This window comes from Arenibacter algicola, assembly GCF_000733925.1.
Taxonomy (GTDB): Bacteria; Bacteroidota; Bacteroidia; order Flavobacteriales; family Flavobacteriaceae; genus Arenibacter; species Arenibacter algicola.
Map to the genome: position 1 here is coordinate 2,236,706 of NZ_JPOO01000001.1, position 22,416 is coordinate 2,259,121.

Annotated in this window: 15 protein-coding genes; 9 read left to right on the forward strand and 6 right to left on the reverse strand. The window is 38.7% G+C overall.

The annotated features are described in order from the left end of the window. Window positions 1-3 precede the first annotated feature (3 nt). A complete protein-coding gene (locus tag U735_RS0109500; protein ID WP_051891939.1) occupies window positions 4-3,168 on the reverse strand; it encodes a SusC/RagA family TonB-linked outer membrane protein in 3,165 nt (1,054 codons plus the stop codon). Between the two features lie 407 nt (window positions 3,169-3,575). After that, window positions 3,576-4,940: a Gfo/Idh/MocA family protein gene (locus U735_RS0109505; protein ID WP_031443607.1), complete on the reverse strand. Its 1,365-nt coding sequence runs from the start codon at window positions 4,938-4,940 to the stop codon at window positions 3,576-3,578. A 218-nt stretch (window positions 4,941-5,158) separates the two neighbouring features. Between U735_RS0109505 and U735_RS0109510 the strand changes: the two genes are divergently transcribed. The 7 genes from U735_RS0109510 to U735_RS0109545 all read left to right on the forward strand — a co-directional run bounded on the left by U735_RS0109510 (window position 5,159) and on the right by U735_RS0109545 (window position 17,540). Beyond that, window positions 5,159-9,241, forward strand: a complete 4,083-nt coding sequence (locus U735_RS0109510) for a hybrid sensor histidine kinase/response regulator transcription factor (protein ID WP_031443608.1) — start codon at window positions 5,159-5,161, stop codon at window positions 9,239-9,241. Between the two features lie 69 nt (window positions 9,242-9,310). Continuing rightward, window positions 9,311-10,705, forward strand: coding sequence for a DUF3472 domain-containing protein (locus tag U735_RS0109515; RefSeq protein ID WP_232233212.1), 1,395 nt, complete (start codon window positions 9,311-9,313; stop codon window positions 10,703-10,705). Window positions 10,706-10,842: 137 nt separating this feature from the next. Further along, window positions 10,843-12,390: an arylsulfatase gene (locus U735_RS0109520; protein WP_031443610.1), complete on the forward strand. Its 1,548-nt coding sequence runs from the start codon at window positions 10,843-10,845 to the stop codon at window positions 12,388-12,390. A gap of 647 nt (window positions 12,391-13,037) precedes the next feature. Further along, window positions 13,038-14,018: a M28 family metallopeptidase gene (locus U735_RS0109530; RefSeq protein ID WP_031443611.1), complete on the forward strand. Its 981-nt coding sequence runs from the start codon at window positions 13,038-13,040 to the stop codon at window positions 14,016-14,018. A gap of 44 nt (window positions 14,019-14,062) precedes the next feature. Then, window positions 14,063-15,202, forward strand: coding sequence for a formylglycine-generating enzyme family protein (locus U735_RS0109535; RefSeq protein ID WP_031443612.1), 1,140 nt, complete (start codon window positions 14,063-14,065; stop codon window positions 15,200-15,202). 158 nt (window positions 15,203-15,360) lie between these two features. Next, window positions 15,361-16,491, forward strand: a complete 1,131-nt coding sequence (galK, locus tag U735_RS0109540) for a galactokinase (RefSeq protein ID WP_031443613.1) — start codon at window positions 15,361-15,363, stop codon at window positions 16,489-16,491. Window positions 16,492-16,496: 5 nt separating this feature from the next. Next, window positions 16,497-17,540, forward strand: a complete 1,044-nt coding sequence (locus U735_RS0109545; protein ID WP_031443614.1) for a UDP-glucose--hexose-1-phosphate uridylyltransferase — start codon at window positions 16,497-16,499, stop codon at window positions 17,538-17,540. Between the two features lie 64 nt (window positions 17,541-17,604). On the opposite strand, the gene U735_RS0109550 is transcribed toward U735_RS0109545, so the two are convergent. From U735_RS0109550 to U735_RS0109560, 3 genes are all read right to left on the reverse strand, one after another. Continuing rightward, window positions 17,605-17,820, reverse strand: a complete 216-nt coding sequence (locus U735_RS0109550; RefSeq protein WP_031443615.1) for a hypothetical protein — start codon at window positions 17,818-17,820, stop codon at window positions 17,605-17,607. A 200-nt stretch (window positions 17,821-18,020) separates the two neighbouring features. Next, the gene (locus U735_RS0109555) at window positions 18,021-18,308 is read right to left on the reverse strand and encodes a chaperone modulator CbpM (RefSeq protein WP_031443616.1); all 288 of its coding nucleotides are present in this window, start codon (window positions 18,306-18,308) and stop codon (window positions 18,021-18,023) included. Window positions 18,309-18,375: 67 nt separating this feature from the next. Next, the gene (locus U735_RS0109560) at window positions 18,376-19,269 is read right to left on the reverse strand and encodes a DnaJ C-terminal domain-containing protein (RefSeq protein ID WP_031443617.1); all 894 of its coding nucleotides are present in this window, start codon (window positions 19,267-19,269) and stop codon (window positions 18,376-18,378) included. Window positions 19,270-19,596: 327 nt separating this feature from the next. Between U735_RS0109560 and U735_RS0109565 the strand changes: the two genes are divergently transcribed. After that, window positions 19,597-20,445, forward strand: a complete 849-nt coding sequence (locus U735_RS0109565; protein ID WP_031443618.1) for a universal stress protein — start codon at window positions 19,597-19,599, stop codon at window positions 20,443-20,445. 233 nt (window positions 20,446-20,678) lie between these two features. Then, window positions 20,679-21,647, forward strand: coding sequence for a thioredoxin-disulfide reductase (gene trxB / locus U735_RS0109570; RefSeq protein WP_031443619.1), 969 nt, complete (start codon window positions 20,679-20,681; stop codon window positions 21,645-21,647). A gap of 163 nt (window positions 21,648-21,810) precedes the next feature. Here trxB and U735_RS0109575 read toward each other — a convergent pair whose 3' ends face one another. Beyond that, a complete protein-coding gene (locus U735_RS0109575) occupies window positions 21,811-22,257 on the reverse strand; it encodes a hypothetical protein (protein WP_031443620.1) in 447 nt (148 codons plus the stop codon). Window positions 22,258-22,416 lie beyond the last annotated feature (159 nt).

The window sequence follows — 22,416 nt, forward strand, 5'->3', positions numbered from 1 at the left end:
AAATTAAAAAGTTAAGTTAAGACCTATGGAATAGCTTTTGATGAAGGGATAGATTCCCCCACTTCCCTGTGTGGCCAGTTCCGTATTAATTCCGTCTGGGTAATCGTTAAAACTAAAAAGGTTCTCTCCCGCAATATAAAGTCTTAGTTTGTCTATACCATTTTTCTTCAAAATGTCCGTCGGTAGGGAATAACCAAACGTTAAATTCTTTATCCTTAAATAGGCGCCGTTTATCATATACTTGGTCTGTGTACTTCTACTAATCCCGTAATTAACGCCACCCAAGGGGTAGTTTCTAGGGAAAAATGCATCCCTATTATCTGGGGTCCAATAGTCCAACTGAGATTTATAAACTACAGAAAATTCGTCCAAATAAGGAAAGCGGACCCTATTGTTAACATAAACGTCCCGTTTTCCAACGCCGTTGGCCAGAAACGAAAAGTCGAAATTTTTATATTTAAAATTACCAAAAAACCCATATTGATAATTTCGGGTAGAATTGCCAATAATGGTTCTATCTCCAGAATCTTCCAGGGTGTTATTCCCATCAGTGATTATTCCATCTCCATCTTGATCGATATATTTGATATCCCCAGGATTTTGTGTACGTCCTTCCCAATATGGGATTCCAGCTTTTAAGGTGCCACCGGTCAAATAATTTGGACTATTGGGGTCTTCGTTAAGTGTACCAGGCTCAAAATCGTCAACGGTGTAGTAACCATCCGTGGTATAGCCCCAAATTTCTCCCAACTCTTGGCCAACATAATATTGGCTCAAAAGGCCCGCAGGATTGTCAAATTTGGTAATTTTGGAATTATAATCATAAAGAGTAGCCCCTATATTATAGCTAAACTCCCCTATTTTATCGTTCCATGAAATACCTAATTCCCATCCTTGGGACTCCAGATCCGCCACGTTTTCCAAAGGTGCCGCGGCTCCTAAAATTCCTGGAAGTTCTGAGCCAGGAGCCAACATATCCAAAGTTTTTCTGTTGAACCAATCAAAGGAGGTAGAAAGTCTGTTCTTAAAAAATGCAGCATCGAACCCAAGATTTAGAGTTTGAACCGTTTCCCAAGTAAAAGTAGAACTAACCAAATTGGGAAGTAGTAAAGTTGAATAACGAGTACCCGTTTCTTCGTTCAGCCAGTTTATTGTCCCTGTATCCCCATAGTCGGTTATACCAAGCCCAGGAACTGCAGGATATAGTGAGGGGGTGTTTTGGTTTCCTATTTCTCCCCAAGAGCCTCTCAGTTTTAGGCTGGATAAAAATCCAATAGACTTCATAAAAGATTCCCGGCCCAAGTGCCAACCTCCGGAAAAGGAAGGAAAGAAGCCAAATCTGTTACCCTCAGGAAAACGGGAGGAGCCATCATATCTGCCGCTCACTTCCAAAAAGTACTTCTCAGCGAAGTTATAGTTGAGCCTTCCGAAATAACCCAATACCGACCATTCTCCATAGGAGTCATCCGTCGTTTGAGCACCTGTTGCACCTGACAGGGATGGGAGGTCAACATTGATAAGATTGTTTCTTTGGGCATCAAATGATTCAAAGCTATTTTCTTCACTGTTTACTCCGGCTAGAATACTAAAGTTGTGCTTACCTATACCCTTATCATATTTACCGTAAAAATTTAACGCATTGTAATTGGTCTGGGTATTTTCTTTTCGGAAAAAAGTGTTCACAGGATCTACAGCGTTTAAAACAAACCTTTCTGGATTAACGGTCAAGATTTGATTGTCACTAGTTGTTCTGGTTAGGTTTTTTTTCTCAAAAGTATATTCTCCGATCAGGTTAAGACCTTTGGCCAAATTGAAATCCAGTTTTTGGAAGAACCTAATATTGTCGTTGAGAATTTTAGGAGCAACTTTTAGTAATTCTCGATTGGCCGGGGTGTCATATGGTACCTCCGTGCCATCTTCGAAGATGTGGTTGCCCCTGGCAGGGGTATAAGGGTTGAAACTTATTGAATTACTGTAGCTTCCCAGCGGTGTTCTCCTAGTACTATTCCTGTAAATGATATTGGTCGTGGACGTTAATTTGGAGGTAAGTTTACTTGTTAACGAAGCGTTTACATTATATTTTTTAAAGCTATCATTCCTTGTTATAATAATGCCATCCTCGTCACTGAAACCAGCAGAAATTCTATAGCTTGTTTTTTCGCCTCCCCCGCTAAAATCAAAATTATGTATTTGGGTAAATCCAAGATCGTTTATCCATTCCCCTATCAAATCGGTATCCGCCAATGGATAACGCAACCCATTAAATTCCGCATATCCAAGGGGATATGAAGATGGATCTTCCTGGTACTCATCCAAAAAGCCTACCCAAGCAGGAATATCTTGACCTGTCCAAAATGGATTGGTACCCCAGTCGTTGATAGCATTTATAAATGAATAGGTGGAGGCTTTGTCAGGGATATCCTCTGGGTATAAGAAACTAAAGGTAGAAGAATAATTGAATTTAATGGGCTGGTCGGTAGCCGGAGTTTTAGTAGTAATTAAAATTACACCAAATGCGGCCCTAGCTCCATAAATAGAAGTTGCCGAGGCATCTTTTAAGACGGTAATGGATTGTACATCCTGAGGGTTGATATCATCTACGGATACTGGTACATTGTTCATAAGAATTAATGGACTACCTCCGTTAATGGAAGTTGTTCCCCTAATATTGATGCCCAAACCAGAGGCTCCAGGTTGTCCTGAATTAGTGGTTATCTGTAATCCAGGAATAGTTCCCTGTATGGCCTCAATGGGGTTTGTTATAGGACGGTTCGCTAAAATATCCTCCATATCTACGGAACCTGTGGCTCCCGTTACATTAGCCTTTTTTTGTATCCCAAAACCTACAACGACGACTTCTTCCAATAAAGCAGCATCTTCTTCTAGTTTGGCATTTATGGTACTATTGTCATTTACCTGGATTTCTTGGGATAGGTACCCGAGATAGGAAAATATCAATACATCCCCTTTGGACGTATTGATACTGTAGTTACCGTCAAAATCCGCTACGACTCCCTTGGAAGTACCTTTTATCGTAATTGAAGCCCCTGATAAGGGAACTTCTGCCAAATCTGTCACCATTCCTTTAACTTCCATTTCCTGAGCTTGTATTGCACAACTGAGGAACAACATGAGTAGGAAGAATCCTTTTGTAATTAGTTTTTTCATTGATCTAGTTTAAATTAATAATCGGTTGATGTTAATGTTTGAAAAATTCTTTTCGAGCCAAGTTTTTTACAGGCTTCTGTTCACATTCTTTTTCTGTTTTACTATTGCTATTGTATCGACATTTTTTTTAAACCCATTCCATTTTCATGAAATGGGTTATGAAAAACAACTAACTCAAACAACTCAATAGGTAATTCAATATTTAAATCTTAATAAACGTTAGTTCGATATGTATTTTATTTAAAATCAGTTGTTTATATGACATCTGTCTGGTCGAGCGGAGTCGAGACCTCATTGTAAATACATTACAGTAAAATAACCTCTCGACTCCGCTCGAGGGGACCGTAGCATTTATTATAACTTACATTAAATCAATGTATTGATAATATTTTTATGTCGAACTCACGTTAATAAGTGCCTTTTATCCAGTTATAGGGCTTTCTTTTTATCCAAGCCCCCCTTGTGAAATCCGGAAAATCCTGTGGTTCCCCATTGTTTTCTATAGATAGTTCTGAAAGCGGTGTAACCGCACTCCAGGCCGCAGCGTCATAGGCATCCATAGGTGGGGCAGTATTTTCTTTGGCCGACTCTATAAAGGCATTCATTACATAAAAATCTATACCCCCATGACCAGCTTCCGTTGCACTGCTTCCGAATTTTTTCCATAGCGGATGATCATATTTTTCGAACCAGGAATCCATATTTTCCCATCCATGTCCCTCGGTGGTACCTTCAATATGGATTCGTTGGGTATGGTAGTCGAAGTCGGTAAGTCCTTGGGCTCCCTGAACTTTAAATCCTAGGGAGTAGGGGTGGGGATTGTTTACATTATGGGTAACTATGATGGTCTCCCCGTTGGAGGTTTCTATAGTAGAGGTAATGATATCTCCCTGCTTAAATTTTAATTTGGCATTGGGATGATTTTCACCTGCAGTATCTACAATGTATTTATGCAGACCAACACCTTTGGTGGCATGTGAGGTAAGTGATAGAAAACGATTGCCCCTGTTTATATCTGCCATAACAGCTATAGGTCCAAGGCCATGGGTTGGATAGACATCTGCATTTCTCAATAAAGAGTGCTGTGTCCTCCAGGCCGATTCGGAGATACCCTTGGCGCCAAATTCGGCACCTTTTCCGTAGGCCGTTTTACCGTCATTGAATTTTACCCCGCGCAGATCGTGCTGATACCCACATCTGAAATGCAATAGTTCTCCAAAGACATTCTGTTTAACCATATTTAATACGGCAAGAACATCCCTTCTATAATTAACATTTTCCAAAATCATTAGGTGGGAACCAGTTTCTTCATGTGTATTCACCAAGTCCCAACATTCTTCAAGCGTATTGGCAGCCGATACTTCAAGGCCGGTATATTTCCCTGCCTTCATGGAATCTACCGCCATCTTGGTATGCCATAACCAAGGAGTGGCAATGACCACTGCATCAATTTCTTTCAATGCCAACAGGTTTTTGTAATCCTGCTCATTTTTTCCAAAAGTCTTGGCCTTTTTTTGGCCAGCTTTTACAATATGATCCTGAGCAATATCAATTCTGTTTTGGTCTATGTCGCATATGGCGGTGACCAAAACATCCGTTCTCTTTAGTAGGTTGTCCAAGTGATTTGTTCCCCTAAGTCCAACACCAATGACACCAACCCTTAATTTTTGTGCGTTCTTGGTCAGACTATTTCCCAAGCTAAGATTTGGTAACAGCGCAATACCTGCTCCGGATATGGCTGTTTTCTTAATAAAAATTCTTCTTTGGTTCATATTTCCTTAATAATGGTACTTGTTGTTAATTTTTAGCAAATATTAATATTGTGTTAATTATTTAGGTGTTCTTTTTTGGCGTTCTAGGGGTAAATTTTCGGATAATTCGGATATTTGAAGTTTTTTTCCACCTTTTTGAGGAATATGTCTCCTTAAGGTTAGGTTTAATATTGGGTATATTTGTTGGGCAGTTAAATGACGGTTTAATAATGAGTTAAATGCATTTGTTGAATAGGCGATTTATAAAGAATGGAAAAATTGATGTGCTAATTTTGGCGCTGGTTTTTTGTTCACTTTGTTATGGTCAAAATCCTACCAATTTTGTGCATCTACCTTTTAAACTAGAAAACCAAGGAATAAAAGTGACCCATACCGTACAGGATAGTCTTGGTTTTATGTGGTTGGCCCATGTTAATGGTATTTCAAAATATGATGGGTACAATTTTAAGTTTATTCCCTCTGATCAAATTTTTGGTGATAAAATTGGTTCGGACCAGGTTAAAAGTATTTTTAAGGTTGGTCAGGGTACAATTTGGGCATTGTCCGTAAATGGTCAGTTATCTTTTTTAGAGAAAAACGGTAAATTTTCTTCTATAGACACGAGGATAGAGGGTTTTCAAAAACGGCATAGGGTCTATACAGCAAAAAGTAATGGAAACAAGCTTTTTTTAGCAACACTGAAGGGTTTAATACTTTCTTACAACCATACCAAAGTTGCAATTGACAGTATTACGACCATACCTAATATAGCCCCGGACGGATCAGTGATCAATTCCATGATTGTTAGAAAATCTGATGAATTAATTTTAAGTACCTACCGTGGGCCAATTTATACATATTCAGTAAACAAGAGGAAGTTGGATACCATCGATTTCCCCTATAATTATAACTTACCTGCCAATTTTTTTTTAACGATGGATAATATGGATAGGCTTTGGATAGCCTCGTCCTATCCAAGTTTTGGATTGCATGTTTATGATTTTCAGAAAAAATCCTTCGTGGAAAATCAAATTTTCGATAAAGAATCCAAGTCAAAATTGTATGAAGTTTTTAAGATAATATATAAGGATTATCTGGGGAATATTTGGATGGGCACAGATGGTAATGGTCTTTACAAAATTGACCCGGATGATGGTAGTATAAGTATTTTGAAAAATAATATACTAAATCGTTTCTCCCTTAGTAGCAATACAGTATTGGATATAAATGAGGATCTAAATAATAATCTATGGGTGGTCACCAATTACGGAGATCTAAATATTTTAAGGAATAAGAATAAGCATGTTAATTACCATTCCGGTTCAATTAACGAAAAGCCAACTAGGGTTCTGTCTTCCTTTAGGGCAAAAGATGGAACATTATGGATTGGTACTGATGGCGAAGGTATAACCAAAATAAGCCCTAACGGGGCAGAAGAGCAATTTTTCGAAAATTCAGACAGTAATAAGGGATATTACATTCATTCCATTAATCAGGATAGAGAAGGAAATATATGGATAGGAACCTATCAAAATGGATTAATTCTTTTTAATCCACGTTCAAATAGTTTTTCCAAAATTCGTCTAAGGAATTCAAAAAAGAACGAGGTTTCCGACGTTCGATTTATTTTCAAAGATTCTAAAGACCGATTGTGGGTAACTACCGACTTGGGAATTTATTTATTTTCAGGGAGAGATACAATGTTGGCCTATTTTGAAAATGGAACATCAGGTTTGGTCGGGCCAATTTCACAATCGGTCGTGGAAGACTCTCTAGGGACAATATGGCTAGCCTACAATCGTGGTGGGTTATTTAGGTTCGATGAAAATATGGAAAATATAACAGAATCTCAATTTACAAGGTTTACTGACCTTGAGAACGAACATATTACAAATAAGAAATATGATATTTGGTCCATGTCAGCCGATAGGGATGATACTATTTGGATGGTCTTGGTAAATGGCGATCTTACCCAATTTAATATTGCCGATCAGGAGTTTCATAGGGTAAAAATGAATGGGACTTATGATAATACTATATTTAGGTCTGTTGTTCTTGATAATGAAGAAAATGTCTGGTTGGCATCAACCAATGGTATTTGGAAATACAATTTGAAAGATTCCACAACTACTGTATTTCAACAAAGTGATGGTATTCAAGACAATACCTTTATGCAACGGAGTGTCCATAAGGATGACAATGGGAATTTGTATTTTGGAGGTTTAAATGGGGTAAATTACTTTTTTCCAGAGCAACTACAAAAAGATAGTACGGGAGTTAAAATATTAATAGAGGATATAGATATTTTAAATCAGCCGGCTATTTCAGTTATTCCGAAACAAATTACCGAGGGGGTTGAGAAGTTGAAGCATTTGGAATTGAATTATGACCAATCCTCTTTTGCCTTTCGTTTTTTGGCCCTTGATAATGTACTTTTTCCTAATTTTAATTATGCCTATAGGCTTAAAGGTTTTAATGATAAATGGATAGTTACAGATCAGGAACGTTTGGCTACCTACACTAACATTCCTCCTGGACAATATATTTTTGAAGTCAAGGCCAGTTCAGGGAACGGCCAATGGGACATCGAACCCAAATCGGTTACGATCCATATATTACAACCATTTTGGAAAACTCCTTTGGCCAAAATGTTCTATGTACTACTGGCGTTTGGATTGATATATGGAATTGTTATTTGGATAAGACTAAGAAATAAAGTTATTGCCGATCAGCTAAAACATCGACATGAAAGGGAGCTTTATGCCCTAAAAATGGATTTCTTTGCCAAGATGTCCCATGAAATCCAAACCCCTTTGACCTTGATTTTGATTCCCTTGGAAAATATGCTGGATCGGGCTTTGAAGAGCGGTAATTTGCTGTTGCAACAAAGACTCCGCTCAATATCCAATAATGCCAATCGTTTGTCAAGAATTGTTTTTGAGCTCACTTCACTTAGAGACAAGGAACTGGAAAGGTTAGTCCTTAGACCTTCCGAAAATAATCTAACCGATGATCTGAAAGCGATTACGGAATCGTTTATGGAACAGGCCAAATTTAAAGGTATTCATTTTAAATGTAGTTATCCCGACGTTAAGTTAAAAATGTGGTACGATAAGGATAAAATAGAACATATCTTTTTTAATTTATTGTCCAATGCATTTAAGTTTACCCCTAAGGGGGGGTACATAATCTTGGATGCCATAATTGAGGATTGGGAGAGAAATGTAAAAATATCTATAACCGATTCAGGGCCAGGAATTCCAAAGGAAGAGCTGGAGCATATTTTTCAATTGTTTTATCAGGCAGATTCAGGGAAGCAAAAAATGGGAACAGGAATCGGCTTGGCCCTTACCAAAGAACTGGTAGATCTGCACCATGGTAAGATCGATGTGAAATCGGACCCGGTTAAGGGAACTTGTTTTAGTGTAAGCTTTCCTATTGATAAAAATAAGAATGAAAGTGTAGAAAAGGAGCTTACCTTGGAAGAGGCTATTATGGAGGTTGAGGAGGTTGAATACGAATTGAAGGAGGAGATTATAGGTACAAGTTCAGCTAAACTGGGGAAGACCATATTGGTAGTAGAGGATAATTATGAACTACAAATATCCCTGAAAGATATTTTTAATGATTACTATAATGTTCTCTTGGCAGAAAATGGGGAAGAAGGTTATGCCTTGGCCTTGGAGCATAACCCTGACCTGATCATTAGCGATATTATGATGCCAAAATTGGATGGTATTGAAATGAGTAAAATGCTTCAAAAAAACGAGCTTACGACACATATCCCGATTATACTTCTTACCGCCAAGAAAGCAGCAAAAAATAAAATTTTGGGATTACGTGCAGGGGCGGTCGAATACATAAACAAACCCTTTAATATTAATGAACTGGTTCTAAAGGTAAATAATATCATTACCCTTAGCGATCGGTTGATTATGAAATATAAGAACGACTTGATAACTACGCCTCAAAATGGAGGAAGTAGGTCCCAGGATGAAGTTTTTCTTGAAAACCTGGTACGTCTTGTGGAAAATCAGATTAGCAATCCAGATTTTAAGACCGAAGATCTGGCTCAGGATCTAAATATGAGCTATTCTGCTATTTATAGAAAATTTCAGGGGTTAACGGGGAAGAAAATAGTGGATTTTGTTAGGACTATGCGTCTAAAAAAGGCAGCTGTTTTAATTAGCGACTGTAATTATTCCGTATCCGAGGCAGCGTTCTTGGTGGGTTTTAACGATCCCAAATATTTTTCAAAATGCTTTAAAAAAGAGTTTGGCAAGAGCCCGAGAAAGTTGAAGGGCAAAGTAGATCATATTTGAGGGATTTAAATTAAAGCGAGTAGGATAAAAAAATTAAAAATAACGATAAGAGTTACAAAGATCAAAAAGATGGCAATAACCAACGTTGGCTCCAAGTTTTTTAAAATGGTTAGGACTAGCTCTATGCCAAGCAGTAAAGGATGTATAAATTCAGTAGGACTAAGCCTATTACTCATGGTAGGCTCCTGTACAACTTTGTCCAAGCAAGATAATGCAAAAGATACATCTTTGGAAAAATTAAGCTTGACCGATAGTATAAAGCCGGGAGGCAATAGCTGGGTGGTAAATGAAGTGAGGGATAATCGCCATCTTATTTCTGATGAGGGAATAAGGAACTGGAATGATACCAATACGGTTATAAGAACCTATTTTAAAACCGACCAAGTAGGGCAATTGAATGTTGGCCTAAATCTTAAAGTGAGCGAAGGTACTTCCAAACTCAGGGTTTCCTTGGACGGAACCACCAAAGAGATCCAAGTTTCCAACCAGGATTTGGAAACCTTGGACATAGGCGTGTTTAAGCTTTCCACACCTGGTTATCACTATGTGGAACTTCAGGGAATGGAAAAATCGGCCAATAATTTTGCCGATGTCAATGAGGTGCTTATTGGCGGCCAGGCGGCCAATGGGAAGCTTACTTACGTAAAAGAAGACTTTTACTGGGGTAGAAGGGGGCCATCTGTACATTTAAGTTACACTACTCCCGAAAACACGGATATTCTTTGGTTTTATAATGAAATAACGGTCCCTGAAAAAGAGGATATTATTGGATCCTATTACATGGCCAACGGCTTCGGAGAGGGATATTTTGGAATGCAGGTAAATTCGGAGACAGAGAGGAGAATCCTGTTTTCGGTCTGGAGTCCGTTTGAAACCCAGGACCCAAAAAGTATTCCTGAAGAATACAGAATAATTTTGTTAGGCAAAGGAGAAGGGGTAACCACTGGTGAATTTGGCAATGAAGGCTCTGGAGGACAAAGTTATAAGGTATTCAATTGGAAGGCGGGCAACACCTACAAATTCTTATTGAAGGGTGAGCCTTCTGTAAATAATTCCACGGATTATACCGCCTATTTCTATGACTCGGAAACGGATAAATGGAATTTAATCGCCAGTTTTAGAAGACCACATACCTCTACCTATTTAAAAAGACCACATTCCTTTCTAGAAAACTTTAGGACAGAAGTAGGCCATATTTCCAGAATGGGAGAATATACCAACCAATGGATCATGGATACTGCAGGGCAGTGGCATGAACTTACCAAGGCTAAATTTACGGCAGACGCCACCGCAAGGAAAGGTTCTAGGGAAGATTACGCCGGAGGGGCCGTTGGAAACAAATTTTTTATGAAGAATTGTGGATTTATTAATGAAATGACCACTATTGATACCTTCCATGAAAGGATAGCAAACGGAGTGGCACCAGTGATAGATTTTTCGCTATTGGAGAAACCAATACAATAATAATTCATCAATTTGGAAATGTGTTAATTGGAAATATTTCAGAAGTGACCGATTAAAAAAAGATCTACGAAGTTGGTTGTCCCGAGTAGAATTAATTACAAAGAAATCAGAAACTAAAAACCAGAAATAAATTAATAATGAAAAAAATAACTTATTTAATCCTAATACCATTAGCCCTATTATCCTGTAAGGGGGAAAGTAAAAAGGAAGTTCTTTCCGAGGAATCCCGAAAACCAAATATAATTTACATTTTGGCCGATGATCTTGGTTATGCCGAATTGGGTGCCTATGGTCAGGAAAAAATTGAGACCCCCAATATTGATGCCCTAGCAAAGGAAGGGATGTTGTTTACCCAGCATTATACCAGTGCACCGGTTTGTGCCCCTGCACGTTATATGTTGCTGACTGGTACCCATTCCGGGCGAGCCCATATTCGTGGTAATGAGGAATGGGGAGAACGTGGGGAGGTATGGAATTATAGGGCCATGGCCAAAGATTCTGTTTTGGAGGGACAGCGTCCTATGCCGGATAGCACCATTACCATAGCTAAAAAGTTAAAGGAAGTGGGATATGGTACGGCCATGTTCGGTAAATGGGGATTGGGCGCACCCCATACTAATTCCATTCCTACAAAAATGGGCTTCGATTTCTTTTATGGATATAATTGTCAGCGACAGGCCCACACCTATTATCCATTGCATTTGTACAAGAATGAAAATAGGGTTCATTTAGATAACGATACCATTGCCCCAAATACCAAATTGACCAAAGGAGCAGATATCAACGATCCCAAGAGTTATGCGGCCTATACCTTAAATGATTACGCACCCGATCTTATGTTTAATGAACTAAAAGGTTTTGTAGATAGAAATAAGGAGAACCCCTTTTTTATTTATTGGGCAACCCCAATACCGCATGCGGCCATTCAAGCTCCACAAAAATGGGTGGATTATTATATTGAAAAGTTTGGGGATGAAGAGCCATATTTAGGGGAAAGAGGCTATTTTCCACACCAAAACCCCCGAGCTGGTTACGCTGCCATGGTTTCTTACCTGGATGAGAATATAGGAAAACTAGTGGCCAAGTTAAAGGAGGACGGACTATATGACAATACACTTATTATATTTACTTCAGACAATGGTCCCACTTTTAATGGTGGAACCGACTCGCCTTGGTTTGATAGTGCAAAACCTTTTAGAAGTGAGTACGGAAGAGGAAAAGGCTTTGTTTATGAAGGGGGAATTAGGGTACCTATGGTTGCAACTTGGCCCGGACAAATAAAAGCGGCCAGTAAAACGGATCACATTTCTGCACATTATGATGTTATGGCCACTTTGGCCGATGTTGCGGGTTATGAAAAACCAAGCTATACGGATGGGGTGAGTTTTTTACCCACTTTGCTTTCTCAGGAAAATCAAAAGGAGCACGATTTCCTTTATTGGGAGTTTCCGGAATATGGGGGACAGTTGGCCATTAGAATGGGCGATTGGAAGGTCGTAAAAACCCATCTTAAGGACAAAAAAAATGAGCCTACCTTGGAATTGTATAACCTTAGGACAGATATAAAGGAAACAACAAATGTGGCGGATCAACATCCGGAAATACTAGAAAAGGCAGCCAAAATTCTGGAAAGCCAGCATACCGAACCCAGCATTGAAAAGTTTAAGATCCCTAATTTAAAGTAGTAATTTGATGATTTGATAATTCGATGATTTAATGATTTGGAAATGGGTTAATTGTTCAATGGGGAAATGTACCAATGTACCAATAAATCAATTTGATAATTTGAAAATGAATTTATTTGGCTACTGGCTACTGGCTACTGGCTACTGGCTACTGGCTACTGGCTACTGGCTACTGGCTACTGCTCATTTTCCTGCCTTATTTTGGTGATTGAGCGGAGTCGAAATCACATCTTGGGGAAATGCATCAATGTACCAATGTGTTAATTTGATAATTTGGAAATGGGTTAATTGTTCAATGGGGAAATGTACCAATGTACCAATAAATCAATTTGATAATTTGAAAATGAATTTATTTGGCTACTGGCTACTGGCTACTGGCTACTGGCTACTGGCTACTGGCTACTGGCTACTGGCTACTGGCTACTGCTCATTTTCCTGCCTTATTTTGGTGATTGAGCGGAGTCGAAATCACATCTTGGGGAAATGCACCAATGTACCAATGTGTTAATTTGATAATTTGGAAATGGGTTAATTGTTCAATGGGGAAATGTACCAATGTACCAATGAATCAATTTGATAATTTAGAAATGAGTTAATTTGGCTACTGGCTACTAATATTTATACCTGCTTAAATAATTTAGTGTTTTATGTTTAAGGATTTTTACAAAAGGGGATTTTACATCATTTTACTTATAGTTGCATTATGGGTGAATTTTTCAATGGCCCAAGAAGAAATTACGGAAAAGGAATTAAAAGACCATATTTTATTCTTGACATCGGATAAAAATTCGGGGAGATATCCCGGGGGAAAAATCAACAAAAAGATTGTTAGGTATATAACAAAGGATTTTAAAAAGTCGGGGATAGCTCCTATTATGAAATCCTATAAGCAGCCGTTTTTGGCCCAATTAAGGGTGAAGAAAGTGGAGTTGCCCAAAAATGCCGTTGAGACATGGAATGTTATAGGCCTTATAGAAGGTAACGATCCATTATTGAAGAATGAATATATTGTATTGGGTGCCCATTATGACCATTTGGGCATGGGGGGCGGACCGTCATCAAAGTCCGATAAAATTGGGATACACCATGGTGCAGATGATAACGCCAGCGGGACTTCAGCTCTATTGGAAATAGGGGAGATGCTAATGGCCCACAAGACCGAGTTAAAAAGAAGTGTTTTGTTGGTCGCTTTTGGAGCAGAAGAACAGGGACTATTGGGCAGCAAATATTTTGTGGACAATCCTGTTGTACCATTATTACAGATTAAATTAATGATCAATATGGATATGGTGGGCAGGTTAAACGATGCCAAGCAGGTTTATATGGGCGGAGCCGGAACCTTTCCAGGGGGAGAAGAGTTAATGAAGGATTTGGGGCCTCCATTGGGCTTGTCGCCAGTAGTACATGCCGGCTCTGTAGGAGGATCGGATCATGTTTCCTTTTATAAAAAAAATATTTCCGTACTAGGAATCCATACAGGTGGGCATCCACAATACCATACCCCTGAGGATACGGTTGACCTGATTAACTTTGAGGGTCAAAAACAGGTTTGCCAGTATATATTTAATGCCATTATGAAAGTGGGTTCAACACCTTATGACATGAAATTTATTCCGCAAGGGGATTAGAATCATTTTGGTTCTTTACATTTGTAAGGATTAAAAACTATAGAATGCAAAAAATTAATGTTTTAGGTGTCTTTTTAATACTGGCTTTGATGGTACAATGTAAGGAGGATAAGAAGTCGGTCGATAAGGTTGAAAGTAGTGCCCCAATGACTGTTGTTGCGGAATCGGTAGTCGACACAACTCCTATTTTGATAGAAAAACCGGAAAATATAAAAGCACCGGATGGCATGGTATGGATTCCCGGGGGTGAGTTTATCCAAGGTGCCGTACCCCAAGATAAAATGGCAATGGACCATGAAAAGCCTGCGCACATGGTAAAAGTAAATGGGTTTTTCATGGATGTTACGGAGGTGACCAATGCCCAATTCGCAATATTTGTTAAGGAAACAGGTTATGTTACTGTGGCCGAGCGGGCAATAGATTGGGAGGAAATGAAAACCCAGGTTCCAGAGGGTACACCCAAACCCCATGATTCTATTTTACAACCGGGCTCTTTGACCTTCAAAAAAACTAAAACTTCTGTGCCCAACCTATACGATTTTTCACAATGGTGGAACTGGACCATAGGGGCCAATTGGAAACAACCCAACGGACCGGGAAGCAGCATTAAAGGAAAGGATAATGAACCTGTGGTACAAGTGGCCTACGAGGATGCTCTGGCCTATTGTGAATGGGCCGGTAGAAGATTGCCTACCGAGGCTGAGTGGGAAAGGGCTGCCAGAGGTAATAAAACCGAAAGTATCTATTTCTGGGGCGATGAGGACTCCAATTTGTCCCAAATGGCAAATACCTGGGAAGGGGAATTTCCGGTAACCAATAGCAAGGCCGATGGTTATGAACAGCGCGCCAAAGTTAAATCCTATCCTCCCAATGATTTTGGCCTATACGATATGGCCGGTAATGTATGGGAATGGACCAGCGATTGGTACAATACCAATTACTATAAGGAATTGGGAGCCTTGAATGGTCCTGTGGTAAATCCCCAAGGAGCAGCCACTCCATATAATCCAAATATGCCCTATGCCAAGGAAAAGGTTATGAGGGGAGGATCCTTTCTTTGCAATGCTTCTTATTGTGCCAGTTATAGGATTTCCTCCAGGATGGCTTCCAGCTTGGATTCTTCCTTGGAGCATTTGGGATTTAGGACAGTAGCTACAGTAGATATGCTTACAAAAGAAGAATAACAGTTTTTATTATTTTGAAGATTTTAAATCCCCTTTGGCGTTGCCTAGGGGATTTTTTGTGTTGATAGGTTTTGCTTTATACTCATTTATTATAAATGTAAATTATACGTTTATAACAGATATTTTTTTATATTTGCGGCCTAATACACTTAAAGTCTATGCCGTTTCCTGAAAATTTCACCCCTGATTTAGTCGTTGAATCCCCTGGAAGGATCAATCTGATAGGGGAGCACACAGATTATAATCTTGGCTATGTATTGCCTACGGCCATAGAGAAAAAAATTACTTTTAAATTCATTAGGAACAATTCGGATAAGGAATGTAACCTTTATAGTTTGGGTTACAATACCGGGTTCACCCTTCAATTGGATAATATTGCAAGGAGCAATGTGGAATGGGAAAATTACATATTGGGCGTATTAAATGAAATTTTGTTGAGAACGGATAAGTTGAGAGGGTTCGACTGTACTATTGAAAGTAAATTGCCAATGGGTTCGGGTCTTAGTTCTTCTGCTGCTTTGGAATGTGGATTGGCATTTGGACTCAATGAACTGTTTGATCTAGGACTTTCCAAAATGGATATTGTGCAACTTTCGCAAAAGGCGGAGCATACCTTTGTAGGAACCCAATGTGGAATCATGGATCAATTTGCTTCTGTAATGAGTGAAAAGGGACACGTTATTTTGTTGGATTGCAAGACACTGGAACATCAGCAAATCCCCATAAAAATAGACCCGTATAAGATGATCATGCTGAATACAAAAGTGTCGCATAACTTGGCCTCCAGCGAGTATAATACTAGGAAGCGGGAGTGTGAGGAAGGTGTAGCCATCATTCAGAAACAATATCCGGAAGTAAGGTCGTTAAGGGATGTAACAGCTACTATGATTCAAGAATTTAAGCAGACAATGGATGCAACACTTTTTAAAAGATGCAGTTTTATTGTTAGTGAAAACGATAGGGTGTTACAGACTGCCAATGCTTTAAAGGCCAATGATTTAAAAGTTTTTGGAGCCTTACTATATGAGGCACATGAAGGGATCAGCAAATTATACGAAGTAAGCTGTCCGGAGTCTGATTTTTTGGTTGATTTTTCAAAGCAGTATGATGCTGTGTTAGGGGCTAGGCAAACCGGTGGTGGATTCGGAGGTTGTACCTTGAATATTGTCCATAAAGACAAGGTGGAGGCGTTTGTGAAGGAAGCCACGAGTGCATATAAAGAGGCTTTCAATATTGAATTGGAGGCGTTTGAGGTACAACCTAGTGCCGGAACTTACATTCAAAATTAAGCGTAATGACAAATAGTTTTAATGACAATCCCCATAGAAGGTTAAATATTTTAACAGGAGAATGGATTTTGGTTTCTCCCCATAGGACCAAAAGGCCATGGCAGGGAAAGACCGAAAAAAGTGCTACTACTGATCTGCCGGTTTATGACCCTTCATGTTATCTTTGCCCTACTAACGAAAGAATGGGAGGGGAGTTCAATCCCAGTTACGAAAAACCATATTCCTTTGTCAACGATTTTTCGGCCCTATTGCCCAATGTAAAGGAAGAGTCCTATAAAAATGGCCTGTTGTACGCCGAATCCGAATCAGGTATCTGTAAGGTAGTTTGCTTTTCGCCCAATCACTCCCTTACTTTACCCTTAATGTCCGTTTCGGAAATTGCGGACGTAATCTCTCTTTGGCAAAAGGAGTATAAGGAATTGGGGGCTGTAGACGGCATTAATCACGTTCAGATTTTTGAAAATAAAGGAGGCATAATGGGGTGTAGCAACCCTCACCCGCATGGACAAATTTGGGCACAGAATAAAATTCCACAGGAAGTACATAAGAAAATAGGAAATCTGCAGACTTATTGGGAAAAGCATGGTAGAAGTATTTTGGAGGATTATTTGGAACAGGAATTACAGTTGGATGAGCGCGTTATAGTCGAAAACGAGCATTTTGTAGCGCTTATTCCGTACTGGGCAGTATGGCCTTATGAGACAATGATCCTTCCCAAAAAAAAATTGGCACATATCGGTTTACTATCCGAGTCCGAAAAGATATCCTACGCAGAGATCCTAAAACAGCTTACTATTAAGTACGATAATATATTTAACACTTCCTTTCCATATTCTGCAGGAATACATCAGGCACCTACAGATGGCAAGGACCATCCGGAATGGCATTTCCATATGTCATTTTACCCACCCTTATTGCGTTCGGCAACTGTAAAAAAGTTTATGGTAGGTTATGAAATGTTTGCCAATCCACAACGCGATATTACGGCGGAACAGGCGGCCGAAACAATGAAGTCTTTATCCAATGAACACTTTAGTCAACTAGGTTGAATAAAGTAAATTATAATATTTGAAAATGGTGTAAATCTCCATGGGGGAACAGTTTCAATGGAGATTAGAGAGAGTCTTGGGTTTGAAGGGAATAACCTACTCGGCCCAATTCCTTTTTTGCCTTGTCCAATACAAAGGGGTTGTTGTAGACCAGTGATATGGTCTTATTGATAACATCAATATCCAATATTTTTAAATCTAAAATCCGACTTAGGTTTCTGGAAATAATGTTTTTGCTGTCTTCGGAAATAAGCTGTTCAACTTTAAGCAGTGTCGTCATGGGATCAAGGTTTTAAATTAATCGAGACGAAATTAGGCATCCAGGACCATATCCAAAATGATATAAATCAGTTTTGGTAACTATAGTGTTGTTCCATTAATAATTACACTAAAAATGAATAGCGGATATACAAACCTTTGTAGCGTCCAAATATCTTTTCTATTTCAAGGTGTAATTACAACTCCTTTGGCCCATTAACCCTATCTGTATAGATCCAATTTATTTTTGAGTTGGGTAATTTCATTTTGCATTTTCTCCATCCTTTTTAGTAGTCGGGTAATAACCGCTATGCCTTCCAAGTTGATGTCTAGATCGGAATGGAGTCTAAGTATTTTTTCCGCTTTTGGTAATTGCTGAATGGGAAGATAATGTGTATCTTCTTTAACTACGACATCTACCAGTCCGTACTCATAAAGCTCCATCACGAAATGGGTTTCTATATTGTAACTCATGCAAAAATCGGTAATCAGTATATATTCCTGTTCCATAAGTATTAAATTTCATGAATGTGTTGGTTCAGCACCCTAGTAAAGGTTTCTCTTTTCATATATAAAATTATTTTCTCAGGTTAGCCAATTCCTTAAAAAGTTCTTTTTCTTTTGCCGTTAAATTGGTAGGGGTAACAAGGTTGTAGGTAATATATAGATCCCCATAAACGTCCTGTTTTTTGTATACAGGGAAGCCCTTGCCTTTTAATTTAACTTTGGTGCCGTTCTGCGTTTCTGGTTTAACCTTTAATTTCACCTGTCCGTCAAACGTATTCACCATTATTTCACCGCCTAAAAGGGCTGTATATAAGTCCAGGTTTACAGTAGTGTATAGGTTGTTGCCATCCCTTCTAAAGGCCGTGTCGTTTATGATGCCAAAGGTAATATAAAGGTCGCCCTTAGGACCTCCCTGATGGCCCGGACCTCCATGACCGCTAATTTTTATGGTTTGCCCATTCTCAATTCCGGCAGGAACTGTAATTCTGATATTTTTACCGTTCACATTAAGGGTTTGTTTGTGTGTAGTAAATACATCCCTAAGGTGCAATTTTAACTCGGCATTTAGATCCTGGCCCCTAAAACGGGCCCTTCCCCTTCCTGAAAAGCCACCGGAACCCCCAAACATGGATTCGAAAAAGTCAGAGAAATCATGTTCTCCATAGCTTTGCGAATAGCTTTGACCGCCACTTCCGTAGGCTGATTGTTGGGACGCCCTAGCTTTTTCAAACTCTTCCGCATGCTCCCAATCCTTTCCGTATTTGTCGTATTTTTTTCGTTTTTCCGGATCGCTAAGTACCTCATTGGCTTCATTGATTTCCTTAAACTTTTTTTCGGCCTCCTTGTCATTGGGGTTAACATCTGGATGATGTTTTCTGGCCAATTTCCGATAGGCCTTTTTTATTTCGCTTTGACTGGCGCTTTTGTCCAATCCCAAGATTTTGTAGTAGTCTATAAATTTCACCTGGAAGTTATTTATGCTTTATACTTATTCGATTTTTGAAACGTCAATTGCAATTTTTATAATTGAATTTATATCAACCCTACTTCATATAATATTTTTAGGTTAAAGTTACCTTCTGCAAAATTATCTAAATCAGTTGTGGATCCAACTGATTAAAATCATGAATCGATCTGTTTTATTTCACTAAATTTCGGTGTAACTTAAATAAAAATGGAACCAAGTATTACTTCGATTATGATAAAAAATAATTCATTACAGCAGTACTTATTGAAAGTTGTCATTTAAATTTCGATACTATTTCGCTATTGGTCAACAAAAATTATTCACATGAAAAATATTTTGATACCCACGGATTTTTCCGATAATGCCTATAAGGCTATTTCCTATGCAGTTCATTTGCTTAAAGAGGAGAATTGTACCTTTCATTTGTTGCATACCTATACTCCCGCCATTTATCAGTCCGAATATTTATTGCACAGTCCGGGACAATTGGGGTTAGGTGACATTTATCGTACAGATTCCGAAACAAAATTGGAAGATCTAAAACAAAAGGTCATTTCTGAATTCAATAACCCAAAACATCATTTTAAAACCTATAGTGCCTTCAGTGTTCTTATGGAGGCTATTGATGAACTGGTAGAAAGTAAAAAAATAGACCTTTTAATTATGGGAACCCAAGGAGCTACTGGGGCAAAAGAAATATTTTTGGGCAGTAGTACCGTACATACCATTAAAAGGGCAAAATGCCCTGTATTGGCAATCCCCTTCGATTTTGATGTAAAGATGCCCACGAAAATTCTATTTCCAACCGATTATGAAATTGACTACAATTATGAATTGATAAAGCAGGTATTGTTTATAGCCAAGGTACATAAATCAACTTTGGATATTATGCATGTACGATCCAGTTATGAGCTCAACGAAGAGCAGAAAAAGAACAAAAGCAAATTACACCATTTACTTGCGGAAACTAAACATAAGTTTCATGAATTGCCGGATCAAGGAATTATAGAAGCCATTAATAGTATTCAATCCGAGTTGAAGCCCCAAATGTTGGTGATGGTAAAGAACAAGCACAGTTTTTTGGAGAATCTATTTTTAAAACCTGTAATAAATCAAATTGGTTTTCATTCAAGTATCCCTTTTATGGTTTTGCCTTATCACTTATTGGGGTAGACAAATTATGAACTGCTAATAAGCTTTACTACTTCCCTAGGACTATGAACAGGTTTCTTTCTTAAGTAAACCTATTCCCAATTTTACAACAAAAAGTAACGTTTCCGTGAAAAGGGGTGACAACCATAGTTTGTGCAACTAGTTTTATAATAACTTTTTATAACTTTTGACGTAAGTTTTTTATTGAAAATCCTACTTTTGTTTTCTAACAAGTATTATAGAAGGTTTTTATTATGGCAGATAAAGTAGAGCGTTTAAAAACGTTGATTATTGGTTCGGGACCTGCAGGCTATACTGCAGCTATATATGCATCTAGGGCAGATCTAAAGCCGGTGTTGTATACGGGAATGGAACCTGGTGGACAATTGACCACAACAACAGAGGTAGATAACTTTCCTGGATACCCAGATGGAGTTGACGGACCTACAATGATGATGCAATTACAGAAACAGGCCGAAAGATTTGGTACTGAGGTACGTATAGGTATGGCTACCGCTGTTGATTTTAGCGATGAAGTAGGTGGAATACACAAGGTTACCATAGACGACAGTAAGGTTATAGAAGCGGAAACCGTAATTATTTCCACGGGTGCTACGGCGAAATATTTAGGTATCCCTAGCGAACAAAAACTTCGTGGAGGTGGTGTATCTGCATGTGCAGTATGTGATGGTTTCTTTTATAAAGGACAGGAAGTAGCTATTGTAGGGGCAGGGGATACTGCTGCTGAAGAGGCTTCTTATTTGGCCAATATATGTAAAAAAGTTACTATGTTGGTACGAAGGGACGAAATGCGTGCTTCTAAGGCTATGCAACATAGGGTAAACAGCTTGGACAATATAGAAATTCGTTATAACAGGGAAGTGGATACCGTTTTGGGCGATCAGGTAGTGGAAGGTTTAAGAATGGTGAACAATATTACCGGTGAAAAAGAGGACATTGCAATTACAGGATTGTTCATTGCTATTGGCCATAAACCAAATACCGATATTTTTAAGGGGCAACTGGAAATGGACGAAACAGGGTATATAATTACCCAAGGTAAAACTACCAAAACTAGTAAGCCAGGGGTATTTGCCAGTGGGGATGTCCAAGACAAGGAATATAGGCAGGCTGTTACGGCTGCCGGTACCGGCTGTATGGCGGCACTTGATGCGGAACGATATTTGGCGACCATAGAAAGCCATCAAGAAGTTTCGTCTTAGGCGATATTAGAATCAGGATGCCTTAAATTTAATGCAACATTTGAATTAAGGGCTATTTGAAACGATCTGTACTAGGAACCTACGTTCCAGGTGCAGATCGTTTTTTTAGTCATGGAGTGTAAATTTGTTATACTTTACTGGAAAGTCAAACTAGGATCTAAACCTAGTTTAGACGTTTATAGTTTTCAGAATTTATTCGGTTCCCATCCGCATCAATAAAGATCTGGCTGTATTTGTCGCCCTCCAATTGGAGTTCCATATGCCATTCCATATTTTCATTGGCAACTTTCCTCATAGATGCGGACATATATTCCAATTTTTCGGTCAGGGTACTGTCTGTGGCCTTATAAGAGCCATAACCGAACCATTCAATGGAATCTGTTGGGACATATCGGGTCCACATTACCTTTCCATTATAAAACATTTTAATTTGACGGTAGCCATCTGTTGGAGGTATTGTTTTTACAACATCGTTACCATCGTAATTGTTAAAGCTTACTAATTCCCAAGTACCCTCCAAGGTGTTGGGGTTTTGAATTTTTGTGGATGCCATTTCGGTCGCGGATACCAAAAACAACATCAAGAAAACTATTCCAAGTATTTTTTTCATGGCGATTTCATTTATGAGTTTAGATACTTATAAGTTACGACTTTTTTGGAATATTAACATATGAAACTGAGAATATGTTAAAAAAATCTTATCAAAAGGAATTAAATAATAGCAGTTTATAGTCTTGATTTTGTGATAAAAACATTGAGAAGTAGGGCT

Bases quoted from the DNA above. Each gene is read 5' to 3' on its own strand.
- U735_RS0109505 (WP_031443607.1), bottom strand. From the start codon at position 4,940: ATGAACCAAAGAAGAATTTTTATTAAGAAAACAGCCATATCCGGAGCA.
- U735_RS0109515 (WP_232233212.1), top strand. From the start codon at position 9,311: ATGGCAATAACCAACGTTGGCTCCAAGTTTTTTAAAATGGTTAGGACT.
- U735_RS0109575 (WP_031443620.1), bottom strand. From the start codon at position 22,257: ATGAAAAAAATACTTGGAATAGTTTTCTTGATGTTGTTTTTGGTATCC.
- U735_RS0109520 (WP_031443610.1), top strand. From the start codon at position 10,843: ATGAAAAAAATAACTTATTTAATCCTAATACCATTAGCCCTATTATCC.
- U735_RS0109510 (WP_031443608.1), top strand. From the start codon at position 5,159: ATGCATTTGTTGAATAGGCGATTTATAAAGAATGGAAAAATTGATGTG.
- U735_RS0109555 (WP_031443616.1), bottom strand. From the start codon at position 18,308: ATGGAACAGGAATATATACTGATTACCGATTTTTGCATGAGTTACAAT.
- galK (WP_031443613.1), top strand. From the start codon at position 15,361: ATGCCGTTTCCTGAAAATTTCACCCCTGATTTAGTCGTTGAATCCCCT.
- U735_RS0109550 (WP_031443615.1), bottom strand. From the start codon at position 17,820: ATGACGACACTGCTTAAAGTTGAACAGCTTATTTCCGAAGACAGCAAA.
- U735_RS0109500 (WP_051891939.1), bottom strand. From the start codon at position 3,168: ATGAAAAAACTAATTACAAAAGGATTCTTCCTACTCATGTTGTTCCTC.
- U735_RS0109530 (WP_031443611.1), top strand. From the start codon at position 13,038: ATGTTTAAGGATTTTTACAAAAGGGGATTTTACATCATTTTACTTATA.
- trxB (WP_031443619.1), top strand. From the start codon at position 20,679: ATGGCAGATAAAGTAGAGCGTTTAAAAACGTTGATTATTGGTTCGGGA.
- U735_RS0109545 (WP_031443614.1), top strand. From the start codon at position 16,497: ATGACAAATAGTTTTAATGACAATCCCCATAGAAGGTTAAATATTTTA.
- U735_RS0109565 (WP_031443618.1), top strand. From the start codon at position 19,597: ATGAAAAATATTTTGATACCCACGGATTTTTCCGATAATGCCTATAAG.
- U735_RS0109535 (WP_031443612.1), top strand. From the start codon at position 14,063: ATGCAAAAAATTAATGTTTTAGGTGTCTTTTTAATACTGGCTTTGATG.